Source organism: Achromobacter sp. B7, from assembly GCF_003600685.1.
GTDB classification, from domain to species: domain Bacteria; phylum Pseudomonadota; class Gammaproteobacteria; order Burkholderiales; family Burkholderiaceae_B; genus Achromobacter; species Achromobacter spanius_B.
Genome location: NZ_CP032084.1, coordinates 142,616 through 154,972, shown reverse-complemented (window position 1 = coordinate 154,972; position 12,357 = coordinate 142,616). Strand labels below are relative to the sequence as shown.

Annotated in this window: 10 protein-coding genes; 8 read left to right on the top strand and 2 right to left on the bottom strand. The window is 63.3% G+C overall.

Translation table 11 applies throughout. The features are described from left to right. Nucleotides 1-27 precede the first annotated feature (27 nt). The 4 genes from DVB37_RS00720 to DVB37_RS00705 are packed head-to-tail and all read left to right on the top strand — an operon-like array spanning nucleotide 28 to nucleotide 4,908. Nucleotides 28-999, top strand: a complete 972-nt coding sequence (locus tag DVB37_RS00720) for an ABC transporter permease (protein ID WP_046803920.1) — start codon at nucleotides 28-30, stop codon at nucleotides 997-999. Nucleotides 1,000-1,009: 10 nt separating this feature from the next. Beyond that, a complete protein-coding gene (locus DVB37_RS00715) occupies nucleotides 1,010-1,936 on the top strand; it encodes an ABC transporter permease (protein ID WP_120153410.1) in 927 nt (308 codons plus the stop codon). Between the two features lie 7 nt (nucleotides 1,937-1,943). Next, nucleotides 1,944-3,674: an ABC transporter ATP-binding protein gene (locus DVB37_RS00710; RefSeq protein ID WP_046803922.1), complete on the top strand. Its 1,731-nt coding sequence runs from the start codon at nucleotides 1,944-1,946 to the stop codon at nucleotides 3,672-3,674. Nucleotides 3,675-3,699: 25 nt separating this feature from the next. Then, nucleotides 3,700-4,908: an amidohydrolase family protein gene (locus tag DVB37_RS00705; RefSeq protein ID WP_120157363.1), complete on the top strand. Its 1,209-nt coding sequence runs from the start codon at nucleotides 3,700-3,702 to the stop codon at nucleotides 4,906-4,908. A gap of 100 nt (nucleotides 4,909-5,008) precedes the next feature. Here DVB37_RS00705 and DVB37_RS00700 read toward each other — a convergent pair whose 3' ends face one another. Continuing rightward, complete coding sequence (locus DVB37_RS00700) at nucleotides 5,009-6,481, bottom strand: YdgA family protein (protein ID WP_046803923.1); 1,473 nt, start codon at nucleotides 6,479-6,481, stop codon at nucleotides 5,009-5,011. A gap of 305 nt (nucleotides 6,482-6,786) precedes the next feature. Between DVB37_RS00700 and DVB37_RS00695 the strand changes: the two genes are divergently transcribed. From DVB37_RS00695 to DVB37_RS00680, 4 genes are all read left to right on the top strand, one after another. After that, the gene (locus DVB37_RS00695; protein ID WP_046803924.1) at nucleotides 6,787-8,313 is read left to right on the top strand and encodes a DEAD/DEAH box helicase; all 1,527 of its coding nucleotides are present in this window, start codon (nucleotides 6,787-6,789) and stop codon (nucleotides 8,311-8,313) included. A 57-nt stretch (nucleotides 8,314-8,370) separates the two neighbouring features. Then, nucleotides 8,371-9,000, top strand: a complete 630-nt coding sequence (locus DVB37_RS00690; RefSeq protein WP_046803925.1) for a LysE family translocator — start codon at nucleotides 8,371-8,373, stop codon at nucleotides 8,998-9,000. 112 nt (nucleotides 9,001-9,112) lie between these two features. Next, the gene (locus DVB37_RS00685; RefSeq protein ID WP_046803926.1) at nucleotides 9,113-10,720 is read left to right on the top strand and encodes a peptide chain release factor 3; all 1,608 of its coding nucleotides are present in this window, start codon (nucleotides 9,113-9,115) and stop codon (nucleotides 10,718-10,720) included. Nucleotides 10,721-10,744: 24 nt separating this feature from the next. After that, nucleotides 10,745-11,431 (top strand): hypothetical protein, encoded by a 687-nt coding sequence (locus DVB37_RS00680; protein ID WP_104144683.1) that lies wholly within the window; start codon nucleotides 10,745-10,747, stop codon nucleotides 11,429-11,431. 97 nt (nucleotides 11,432-11,528) lie between these two features. On the opposite strand, the gene bfr is transcribed toward DVB37_RS00680, so the two are convergent. Then, nucleotides 11,529-12,005: a bacterioferritin gene (gene bfr, locus DVB37_RS00675; RefSeq protein WP_046803928.1), complete on the bottom strand. Its 477-nt coding sequence runs from the start codon at nucleotides 12,003-12,005 to the stop codon at nucleotides 11,529-11,531. Nucleotides 12,006-12,357 lie beyond the last annotated feature (352 nt).

Here is a 12,357-nt window from a genome sequence, read left to right as displayed (position 1 = left end):
GTTATCTGCAAACGAGGGCACCCGATAATGCTTTCCTTTATTGCGCAACGGCTTATCCAGTCGGTGCTGGTGATGTTGACGGTGGCGCTGATCGCGTTCTCCATGTTCCGCTATGTGGGCGACCCGATCGCCAGCATGGTCGGCCAGGACACCACCCCTGAACAACGCGCGCAGTTGCGCGAACAGCTGGGCCTGGACGACCCCTTCGTCGTGCAGTTTGCGCGCTTTGTCGGCAACGCCGCGCATGGCGACTTCGGCATTTCGTACCGGCAGCGCCGCCCCGTCAGCGAGCTGCTTGAAGAGCGCATGCCCGCTACGCTGGAACTGTCGTTCGTGTCTGCCGTGATGGCGCTGGCGTTGGGTATTCCGATGGGCATCTACACCGCGCTGCGCCGCCACGGCGTGCTGTCCAAGGCGTTCATGGCGTTGTCGCTGGCCGGCATCTCGCTGCCCACCTTCCTGATCGGCATCCTGCTCATTCTTGTCTTTGGCGTGCAGCTGCGATGGCTGCCCAGCTTCGGACGGGGCGACGTGGTCAGCCTGGGGTGGTGGACCACCGGCTTTCTGACCAAGTCCGGATGGCTGGCGCTGATCATGCCGGCGATCACACTGGCGCTGTTTCAGATGACGTTGATCATGCGGCTGGTGCGCGCGGAAATGTTGGAAGTGCTGCGCGCCGATTTCATCAAGTTCGCGCGGGCGCGCGGCTTGCCCGAACGGCTGATCAACTTTCGCCACGCCTTGAAGAACACGATGGTGCCGGTCATCACGATCACCGGCCTGCAACTGGGCTCGATCATCGCGTTCGCCATCATCACCGAAACCGTATTCCAGTGGCCCGGCATGGGGCTGTTGTTCATCCAGGCCATCAGCATGGTGGACATTCCGGTGATGGCGGCGTATCTGGTGCTGATCGCCTTCATGTTCGTGGTCATCAACCTGGTCGTCGACCTGCTGTATTTCGCCGTGGACCCGCGTCTGCGCGTGCAGAGCAAGTAAAGGAATCAACATGATTGCTCGCATCGCTCCCCTGTTTGCCCGCGCGGCCGACAGCGATATCTGGCACAGCTTCAAGCGCTCGCCCGGCGCCATCATCGCCGCCATCGTGACGCTGGCGATATTGCTGGGCGCGCTGTTCGCGCCCATCATCGCGCCCCACAACCCCTTCGACCTGGCGTCGCTGTCCATCATGGACGCCAACACGCCGCCCGCCTGGGAAGAGGGCGGTAGCCCAGACTTCCTGCTGGGCACTGACGATCAGGGCCGAGACATTCTTTCTGCCGTGTTGTATGGCTCGCGCGTGTCGCTGCTGGTGGGGTTTGCATCGGTGCTGTTCTCGATGGTGCTGGGCGTAACGCTGGGTCTTATCAGCGGTTACGCCGGCGGCCGCGTCGACAGCTTCATCATGCGCATCGCTGACGTGCAGCTGTCGTTTCCCGCCATCCTGGTGGCGCTGCTGATCGACGGCGTGGCGCGTGGCGTCTTGCCGCGCGACATGCACGATCAACTGGCGCTGTACGTGCTGATTTTCGCCATCGGGATCTCGGGCTGGGTGCAGTACGCGCGCACCGTGCGCGGCTCCACGCTGGTCGAACGCAACAAGGAATATGTGCAGGCGGCACGGCTGATCGGCATCGGCCCGATCACCATCCTGCGCCGCCACATCCTGCCCAACGTCATGGGCCCCGTGCTGGTCATTGCCACCATCCATTTGGCGATTGCCATCATCACGGAAGCCACGCTGTCGTTCCTGGGCGTGGGCGTGCCGCCGACGGCGCCGTCGCTGGGCACGTTGATTCGTATCGGCAACAGCTATCTGTTTTCGGGCATGTGGTGGATCTCGATTTTTCCGGGCATTGCGCTGGTGGCGCTGGTGCTATCGGTCAACCTGCTGGGCGACTGGCTGCGCGACGCGCTCAACCCCAAGCTGCGCTGAGGACGTCATGGCCCTGTTGAACATTGAAGACATCCGCATCGAATTCCCCAGCCGCCGTGGCACGCTGGTGGCGGTGGACGGCGTATCGCTATCGCTGGAAAAAGGCGAGATCCTGGGCGTGGTGGGCGAGTCCGGCGCGGGCAAGTCCACCATCGGCAACGCGGTGATCGGCCTGCTGGAAGCGCCCGGTCGTTTGGCCGGCGGCTCGGTGCTGCTGAACGGTGAACGCATCGACACACTGACGCCCGCGCAAAAGCGCAAGGTGCGCGGCCGCCGCATCGGCATGATTTTCCAAGACCCGCTGACGTCGCTGGACCCGCTGCAAACGGTGGAAAGCCAGCTGGTGGAAACCATGCAGGTGCACCTGAACCTGACGCACGCCGAAGCCAGGAAACGTGCGGTGCAACTGCTGGTCCAAGTCGGCATTGACCAGCCGGAACTGCGCGTCAAGCAATACCCGCATCAGTTCTCGGGCGGCATGCGCCAGCGCGTGGTGATTGCGCTGGCCTTGTGCTGCGAACCCGAAGTCATCATCGCCGACGAACCCACGACCGCGCTGGACGTTTCCATCCAGGCGCAGATTCTTGAGCTGTTGAAGAAGCTGTGCCGCGAAGAGCAGGTCGGCATGATCATCATCACGCACGACATGGGCGTGATTGCGGACGTGACGGATCGGGTGGCGGTGCTGTATCACGGCAAGCTGGTCGAACAAGGGCCCACCGCCAAGATCCTGGGCGACCCCGACCATCCCTACACGCGCAGCCTGATATCGGCCGTGCCGCGCCCGGACATCAAGCTCAAGCGCTTTCCGCTGGTCACCTACATCGAAGACGTCAAGACGCCGTCGCAACCGCTGGACCTGGCCACGCATTGGCTGGGGCAGCGGCGCGACTTTGGCGCGCAAACGGATGGCCCCTTGGTGCAGGTGCGTGACCTGTCCATGCGCTTCGTGCTCAAAAGCGCGCTGCTCAAGCGCAACCAACGCACGCTGGACGCCGTCAAGCGCGTGAACTTTTCCATTGGCGAAGGCGAGGTCTTCGGGCTGGTGGGCGAATCGGGCTCCGGCAAGTCCACGGTCGCAAGGTTGATCTCGGGCTTGTACACGCCGTCGGAAGGCTCGGTCACGTTCGGCGGCACCGACCTGACGGCGCTAAAGGGCGAGAAACAACTCAACCCGTTCCGGCGCCAGATCCAGATGATTTTCCAGGATCCGTTTTCGTCGCTGAACCCGCGCATGCGCGTGCTGGACATCATTGCCGAGCCCATCCGCTTTCATAAGCTGGCGGCATCCGAAGCCGAAGCGCGCCGCATCGTGGCGGATCTGCTGGACGTCGTGGGCTTGGGCGATCGCGCCGCCGAGCGCTTTCCGCACGAGTTCTCGGGCGGCCAACGCCAGCGCATCTGCATCGCCCGCGCGCTGGCCACGCGCCCGCGTTTTTTGATCTGCGACGAACCCACGTCCGCGCTGGACGTATCGATTCAGGCGCAGATCCTGAATCTGCTGAAAGACCTGCAAGAAGAACTGGGCCTGACCATGCTGTTCATCAGCCACGACCTGCCGGTGATTCGCCAGATGTGCGACCGCGTCGGCGTGATGCGCTATGGCGAATTGCTGGAAGTGGCGGAAACCGAAACGCTGTTCCAGCAGCCGCAACACCCCTACAGCCAGCACCTGCTTGGCCTGATGCCGCGCCTGCAAACCATGTCCCGCGAGGGGCTGGATGTGGTCGAAGGCTGACAGCGAAGCGCAACCGGAGCAAGACATGACGGCGACACGACAGACTCTCTTTATCGGCGGCCTGGTATTCGATGGCGAGGGCAAGGTATTGCGCGATCACGGTGTGCTGGTTGAAGACAAGCAGGTGGCGCGCGTGGCGCCGGCCGGCGCGTTTGAAGGCTATGCGGGGCTACAGGTCAACACCACCGGCATGACGCTGATGCCCAGCCTGGCCGACTGCCATGTGCACCTGGTCTACACCGGCGGCGCCGACCCCAACGCCTTGCTCAGCAAACAGGGCCCCGCGCAGATCACATTGACCGCGCTGGAAAATGCCCAGGCCAGCCTGCGCGGTGGCGTGACCGCTTTGCGCGACTGCGGCGGCAAGGACTACCTGGAATTTGGCGTGCGCGACGCGATTGCGCGCGGCGTGTTTCCCGGCCCCACCATCAAGGCGTCCGGCCGCATCATCTGCATGACGGGCGGACACGGCAACCGCATCGGCCGCGTTGCGGATGGCGTCGATGACGTCGTCAAGGCGGTGCGCGAGCAAGTCCACGCAGGCTGCGACCTGGTGAAGATCATGGCCACCGGCGGCGTCATGACGCCCGGCGTCAGCCCGATGGACGCGCACTACAGCTTCGATGAACTGAAGGCGGGCGTGCACGAAGCCAAGCGCTTTCGCAAAAGCACGGCCAGCCATGCGCAAGGCACCCAGGGCATTCTGAACGCCGTGCGCGCGGGCATCGATTCGATCGAACACGGCATCTTCATGGACGATGATTGCCTGCGCGAAATGCTGGAAGCCGAAACCTATCTGGTGCCCACCATCGCCGCGGTGCGCAATATCATCGCCAACGCCGACAACGGCATCCCGGCGTACGCGGTGGAGAAGGCGCGGGCGGTGGAACAACGCCATCGGGAATCGTTCCAGATGTACTACAAGGCCGGCGGCCGCATCGCGATGGGCACGGACGCGGGCACGCCGTTCAACCTGCACGGCGAAAACGCCATGGAGCTGGCGTACATGGTCGAATTCGGCATGACGCCTGTCGATGCGCTGATAGCGGGCACGTCGCGCGGCCACGACCTGATGGGCTTGACCCAGCACGGCGTCATCGCCGAGGGCAAGGTGGCCGACCTGCTGCTGGTGCAAGGCGACCCGACCGAAGACATCCTGAAAGCGGCCGACAAGCGCTTCCACGTGGCGGTGCTGCGCAACGGCGAGCCGGCGGCGGGTGCGTTGCCGTTCTGATCCTGGCAGGGATACAACGATAAAAAAGCCGCCGCGCCCAACGGCGCGGCGGCTTTTTACTTTGGCAACGACCGGGGTCGCGTGCTTTGCGGTGTGCGCCTTAGCGCGCGCCACCCATCGCGCCGCTCATCACCATCATCAGGAACTGTTCAACCGGCATCTTCTTGCCGTTGAAGTCGACTTGGCCGTCGGCGTAGTTCACGTAAGTAACGATGTTGTTGTTTTCGACCTTGGCAACGCCCATCGCGGCCGCCATGGTGCCAACCATTTCGGCCTGGCCCTTGGCGGTTTGCACGGCTTGTTCGGCCGGCACGCCACGCATTTGCGGTTCAACGGCCATCAAGTCGCTCAGGTTGCCCTTGGACAGCACCAGCTTGGCATCCAGCTTCTTCACGGCTTCGGTCAGCGTGTCGGCCACTTCGCCGTCCATCGAGGCCGGCTTGGCAAAGTCCAGGTTCAGGTTGAACGTGGACGTGCCATTGGCGGTGCGCACTTCCAGCGGCGACACGGCCAGCGTGGGGTTGCCTGCCAGGATCTGCGCGACGTTGGTCTTGATGACCTGCTGCTCTTCAGCGGTGAACTGCGGCAGTTGTTCCTGGCCGTTGCTTTGCATCATGCGGCGTGAGGCGGCTTCGTAGACGTCGTTCAGCGCCTTGAACGCCTTGGAGTCCAGCTTCTGCACATCCAGCGCCAGCTTCAGGCCGGCAACGTCCTTGGCTTGCACGTTGATCATGCCGAAGTCCAGGGCCATCTTGGCGCCCATGGCGGGGCCGTTTTCGGTCATGTCGACGGCGATCGAGGTGTCCTTGAACTGAACCGGCGGCTTTTCCTTGGACGTGATGGTCCAGTCCTTGAGCGTCAGCTTCTGGCTGCCCACGTACATGTCATTGGACGCTGGCGTCATGTCGCTGGTCAGCGAAATGCCTTGCAGGGCCATGCTGACGATGTCGCTGTTTTCGCTCTGGCCGGACAGCACCAGCTTGTCGGTCTTCAGGTCGAAGATGCCGTGCTTGTTCGACGTCGTGTAGTCGACGTTGCCCGTCATGCCCGAGAACGACAGGCTGGTGTCGCCCTTGGTGACGTCGGCGGGGGCCAGGTTGAACTTGCCGGTGATGTTCTTGGCGTAGCTGACGCTGTAGTGACCCGACAGCGGCGTTGCGCCCTTGGTGGCGGCAAACCATTCCTTGACGGTCGGGGTTTCTTCCAGCACGAAGTCGCTGGCGACCATGGCCGGCGCGAAAGAGCCGGACTTCAGGTTCGACAGCGGCAGGGGGCCGTGCGACAGGTGTTCCACAAACAGCACGTCGCGATCTTGCGCGGGCTTGCCTTGTTCGGCCGGCGTGGTGAACTTCACGCGGTAGCGGGCGGTGGACGAAAACACACCGCGCTCGAACGAAACCAGCTCCACGGACGAGGCGATGCCCCACTGATCGCTGAACTTCTTCAGTTCAACATTGGCCTCGCCAATGGACTGGTTGACGAAAGCCTCGGCCTTTTGGCCCGTGTACCAGGCGGTGCCGGTCCACGCCGCGCCCAGAACGACCACGAGGCCCACGATTGCCGATTTCTTCATAGCGACCCTTTATTCTTCAAATGGATAGATGCGCAGCGATTATAGGGAGAGCGCACTAGGGAAAACACGTATTTGGTTCATAAGCGCTGCAAGTTGTTACTTGGCGATACAGCACGGCTGAATCCAGTCCGCTGCTGCACCGCCACATCAGCTACAATCGCCGAGTGTGCTTTGCCAATCTGCACACGTCCGCTATGGCCCTTCGCTGCCAAGCTTCGCCCATCAGGGCGCTTCCCTTTTCTCCTTATTCGTCCGCCTGGATTGGAGTCTCTCAACTTGAGCGACGGGCTGCCGCTGGAGTTGTTTTGACTACCTCTTCCCCTTTCGCCGACCTCGGGCTGGCTGATTCCCTGTTGCGCGCCATTGCCGATACCGGCTACACCGCACCCACGCCTATTCAAGCCCAGGCGATTCCCCAAGTTTTGAAAGGCGGCGACCTGCTCGCCGCCGCGCAGACGGGTACCGGCAAGACCGCCGGCTTCACGCTGCCGATCCTGCATCTGCTGATGCAGCAAAAGCCCGAAGTGCGTAAGCCCGGCCGCCCCCGTTGCCTGATCCTGACCCCCACGCGCGAACTGACCGCGCAGGTGGCCGAATCGGTGCAGACGTACGGCAAGTACACCTCGTTGACGTCCATGGTGATGTTCGGCGGCGTCAACATCAACCCCCAGATTTCCGCGCTGCGCAAGCCGCTGGACATCCTGGTGGCAACGCCGGGTCGCCTGCTGGACCACTGCGGCCAGAAGACGGTTGACCTGTCGGGCGTTGAAATCCTGGTGCTGGACGAAGCCGACCGCATGCTGGACATGGGCTTCATCCGCGACATCCGCAAGATTCTTGCCCTGCTGCCCAAGCAACGCCAGAACCTGCTGTTCTCGGCCACGTTCTCGGACGAAATCCGCACGCTGGCGCGCGGCGTCCTGAACAACCCGGGCGAAGTGTCCGTCACCCCGCGCAACACCGCCACCGAACTGGTCACCCAGACGGTGCACATGGTGGAACAGCATCACAAGCGCGACCTGATCAGCCACATCATCCGTGAAAGCGGCTGGCACCAGGTGCTGGTGTTCACGCGCACCAAGCACGGCGCCAACCGCCTGGCTGAAAAGCTGGTCAAGGACGGCCTGACCGCCGCCGCCATTCACGGCAACAAGAGCCAATCGGCTCGCACCCGCGCGCTGGCCGGCTTCAAGGACAGCACCGTGACGGTGCTGGTGGCGACCGACATCGCCGCCCGTGGCCTGGACATCGACCAACTGCCGCAAGTGGTGAACTTTGAACTGCCGAACGTGCCGGAAGACTACGTGCACCGTATCGGCCGCACGGGCCGCGCGGGCGCCACGGGTGCTGCCGTCTCGCTGGTCGACAACAGCGAAATCAAGCTGCTGAAGGACATCGAGCGCCTGATCAAGAAGACGATCGAGCGCAAGCCCGTTGAAGGCTGGACCCCGTCGCCCACCAGCGCCGCCGCCTTCGAACGCCAGGAACGCGATGAAGACGCGCGCAGCCCGCGCGGTGGCAATCGCAATGGCGGTCGTGGTGGCAATGGCGGTAACGCCGGCCGTGGCGGCAACGCTGGCGCCGGCCGTTCGCGTCCGGCCCAAGGCCCGGCGCGCGCCGCTACCGGCGGCCGTGCCCCCGCACCGGCTCGCGCCGGCGGCGAAGGCCGTGGCAATGGTGGCCAACGCGACGCCAAGCCCGCCGACCGCCCGGCTCACGCCGGTCGTGGCGATGGCCGTCCGCAGCAGGCCCCGCGCCGTCCCGAAGGCGCGCAGCGCCCGGCGGGCAACGGCGGTTCGGGCCGTCCGCGCGCGGCGTTGCTGGGCAAGTAAAGCCAAGCGAGTAATATCCCGGCACCCCCATACTGCGATCCTAGGACCCGCGCCATCATGCCCTTATCCACCTGGTTGACGTTCTTCCTGGCCTCCTGGGCCATTTCGTTCTCACCCGGGGCGGGCGCGATTTCCGCGATGTCCTCTGGATTGAAATACGGCTTTGCACGCGGCTACTGGAACACGGCCGGCCTCATCATGGGCATCCTGTTCCAGTTCGTCGTGGTGGCCGTGGGCTTGGGCGCCGTGCTGGCCACGTCCGAAATGGCCTTCAATGTGGTCAAGTACCTGGGCGTGGCCTACCTGATCTACCTGGGCGTGCGCCAGATTCGTACTGACGCCGCGCCCGTGGCGGTGGACGCGGGCGACCCGAAGCAGGCGTCGATCCGCGACCTGGTCATGCGTGGCTTTCTGATCAACACCATGAATCCGAAGGGCACCGTGTTCCTGCTGGCCGTTGTGCCGCAGTTCGTGGACCCGGCGATGGCGTTGACGCCGCAGTACATGGCGCTGGCCGGCACGCTGGCGTTTACCGACCTGGTCGCCATGGGCGTGTACACGCTGCTGGCGGCCCGCGTGTTGCGCTTGCTGCGCGACGCCAAGCACATCCGCTGGATGAACCGCACCTTCGGGTCGCTGTTCATCCTGGCGGGCGTTTTCCTGGCGTCGTTCCGCCGCCATTCCTGAATTTTCCGGCCTTGGGGCGCTCGCTGGCGACGGCGGGTGCCCCACGGCTTTTTCATGCACGATGCCGTACCGCGCCGGCTCCAAAAGCGGCGTTAAGTACAATCCCCCGACCATGAACATCCCTCACGAAGTAGCGCGGCGCCGAACGTTCGCGATCATTTCCCACCCTGACGCGGGCAAGACCACGCTGACCGAAAAGCTGTTGCTGTTCGCAGGCGCGATTCAGATCGCCGGCAGCGTCAAGGCGCGCAAGGCCACGCGCCATGCGTCGTCCGACTGGATGGAAATCGAAAAGCAACGCGGCATTTCCGTGGCCTCGTCGGTCATGCAGATGGAATACCGCGACTGCGTCATCAACCTGCTCGACACCCCGGGCCACCAGGACTTCTCTGAAGACACCTACCGGGTGCTGACGGCGGTGGATGCCGCGCTGATGGTTATCGACGCCGCCAATGGCGTCGAGCCGCAAACGATCCGCCTGCTACAGGTTTGCCGCGCGCGCAACACGCCCATCATCACGTTCATCAACAAGATGGACCGCGAAGTGCGCGAGCCGCTGGAATTGCTGTCCGAGATCGAAGGCCACCTGGGCATGGACGCCGTGCCGTTCTCGTGGCCGGTGGGCATGGGCAAGTCGTTCGGCGGCGTGTTCGATATCCGCCGCGACCGCATGCGCGTGTTCCGCCCCGGGCAGGAACGCCGCTCGGACAATGATGATGTGATCGAAGGGCTGAGCAATCCTGAAATCGCCCGCCGTTTCGGCTCGGCGTTCGAACAGGCCAGCGGCGAGATCGAACTCATCAACGAAGCCGCGCCCGCGTTCGACCGTGAACAGTTCCTGGCCGGCAAGCAGACGCCCGTGTTCTTCGGCTCCGCCATCAACAACTTCGGCGTGCAGGAAGTGCTGGACGCGCTGGTCGACCACGCGCCGCCCCCGGGCCCGCGCGTCGCCCTGCAACGCGAAGTGCTGCCCGAAGAACCCAAGTTCACCGGCGTCGTGTTCAAGGTGCAGGCCAACATGGACCCTGCCCACCGTGACCGCGTGGCGTTCGTGCGCGTCAGCTCGGGCCGCTTTGAACGCGGCATGCGTTTGAAGGTGGCCCGCACCAACAAAGAAATGCGCCCCAACAACGTGGTGTCTTTCCTGTCGCAGCGGCGCGAGCTTCTGGACGAGGCGTATGCCGGCGACGTGATCGGTATCCCGAACCACGGCGTGCTGCAATTGGGCGACGTGCTGACCGAAGGTGAAACGCTGCAATTCACCGGCCTGCCGTTCTTCGCGCCGGAGCTCTTCCAGGCGGTTGAAGTGAAGGACCCGCTGCGCACCAAACAGCTGCGTACCGGCCTGACCCAATTGGGCGAAGAGGGCGCGATTCAGGTGTTCCGTCCGGAGGCTGCGGGCGGCTCTTTGCTGCTGGGCGCAATCGGCCAGTTGCAGTTTGAAGTGGTGGCTCACCGCCTCAAAACCGAGTACGGCGCGGACGCCAGAATGCTGCCTTCGCGCTACACAATGGCACGTTGGATTACGTCTGAAAACCCCAAGGCGCTGCGCAAGTTCATGGATGCCAATGCGGCTCATATCGCCTATGATGTCGTCGATGCGGCGGCGTTTTTGATCAGTTCCCCTGCGCAGTTGCGCGTAGCCGAGGACCTGTATCCCGAGGTGAAATTCCATGCCATGCGCGAACACGGCGGCAAGGTTTTCGGGGACAAGGCGTAGACCCGTTCGGGTTCCGCACGGCAGATGAGGGTAGCAATGTCTTGGCGTTTATTATTCGCAACGCTCCTGATCGCGCTTGGCGCGTCGGCCTGGGGCGGTATTCAATTGGGTGACTGGCTGGTGGCGCATGCGCCGCCCGCGGCACCGGCTCCTGGTCAGGACGCGGCAGCTTCGCAGCAGCCCGTTCTGGACGCCAACGGACGCCCTTACGTGGCGCAACCGCCGCAGCCGCGCATCGACGGTACCCTGGGCGTTCCCGACAAACCGGCCGACCGCCAATGGCAGGTCAATACGGTGTCACTGTTCGACACCGTCAGCGATCCCGCCGTGAAGCTTTCGCGCGAACGCATCACGCCCGAGCAAGCCCGCGAAATCGCGGCCGCCTCGGAAGTGCCGCTGCCTTCCGGCACCTCGGACGTCACCACCATGGACTTGCAAGTGCCCGGCACATCCACCGCCATCAACGGCGGCCAGATGCAGGCCAACGGCTACGGTACGCCGCAGATGGTGCAAGCGCCTCCGCCCCCGCCCAATACGTCGCCGGCGCCTGGCGCGCCGGGCTGGCAAGACGCGCTCAAGCGCGAACTGGCGCAGTGCGCCACGCAAGGCTTCTTCGAACGGCCTTCGTGCTCATGGAACGCGCGCAACAAATACTGTGCGCCGAACCGCGCCTGGGGCACGATGGCCGAATGTCCGGCCCGCCCGCAATAACCGTCTCAGATAACAATCAATACGCCGCGCGTTGTTTACGCGGATATGGCAAAGGCGCCCCAAGGGGCGCCTTTTTATTGCCTTGCGGCCCAGCCGATTACTCGGGCACGGACATCTGGCTTTGCAGGTAATTCTGGATGCCGACCTTGTCGATCAGATCGATCTGGGTTTCCAGGTAATCGATGTGCTCTTCGGTGTCGTCCAGGATGTCCTGGAACAGATCGCGCGAGACATAGTCACGCACCGATTCGCAATAGGCGATGGCTTCCACGACAGTGGTGTGCGCGGCTTGTTCCAGCTTCAGGTCACAGGCAAGCAGCTCGGGCACGTCTTCACCGATCAGCAGCTTGTGCAGGTCTTGCAGGTTGGGCAGGCCGTCCAGCATGAAGATGCGTGCGATCAGGCGATCCGCGTGCTTCATTTCACCGATGGATTCTTCGTATTCGTGCTTGCCCAGCTTGTCGAAGCCCCAATGGTTCAGCATGCGCGCATGCAGGAAATATTGGTTGATGGCCGTCAGTTCGTTGGTCAGTTGCTTGTTCAAGAACTGGATGACGGTTTTGTCGCCTTTCATAATGGACTCCTTGCAGTCAGGCGCGACGCGAGTGCATCGCGACAAAGGAGCGCACGATGCCGCGCGTACGCAACCCCGGCAGACTACCACCTGCCGGCGGGGCGCGGCTAGCCTTGCGCCGCATTTGGTAAACGGCTTTAGAACCGCTACCAGAAAGCGACAAGCCAATGAGAATGAGTATGCGTGCGTGATGCTTTGCGTGCACAACGCAGGCCCTATGCGGCGTAGCGCTGAGTCAGCTGGCGCATTCGTCCGGCACTTTCCTTTAATGGTGTCGATAAGCCCGTGATAAACGGCTGACATTCCATCGAAATCCCACTGATGCCGTCAGGTTGCATATCCGCAACCTTAT

Coding starts and splice junctions, on each gene's coding strand:
- DVB37_RS00720 (WP_046803920.1), top strand. CDS start 28: ATGCTTTCCTTTATTGCGCAACGGCTTATCCAGTCGGTGCTGGTGATG.
- DVB37_RS00715 (WP_120153410.1), top strand. CDS start 1,010: ATGATTGCTCGCATCGCTCCCCTGTTTGCCCGCGCGGCCGACAGCGAT.
- DVB37_RS00710 (WP_046803922.1), top strand. CDS start 1,944: ATGGCCCTGTTGAACATTGAAGACATCCGCATCGAATTCCCCAGCCGC.
- DVB37_RS00705 (WP_120157363.1), top strand. CDS start 3,700: ATGACGGCGACACGACAGACTCTCTTTATCGGCGGCCTGGTATTCGAT.
- DVB37_RS00700 (WP_046803923.1), bottom strand. CDS start 6,481: ATGAAGAAATCGGCAATCGTGGGCCTCGTGGTCGTTCTGGGCGCGGCG.
- DVB37_RS00690 (WP_046803925.1), top strand. CDS start 8,371: ATGCCCTTATCCACCTGGTTGACGTTCTTCCTGGCCTCCTGGGCCATT.
- DVB37_RS00685 (WP_046803926.1), top strand. CDS start 9,113: ATGAACATCCCTCACGAAGTAGCGCGGCGCCGAACGTTCGCGATCATT.
- DVB37_RS00680 (WP_104144683.1), top strand. CDS start 10,745: ATGAGGGTAGCAATGTCTTGGCGTTTATTATTCGCAACGCTCCTGATC.
- bfr (WP_046803928.1), bottom strand. CDS start 12,005: ATGAAAGGCGACAAAACCGTCATCCAGTTCTTGAACAAGCAACTGACC.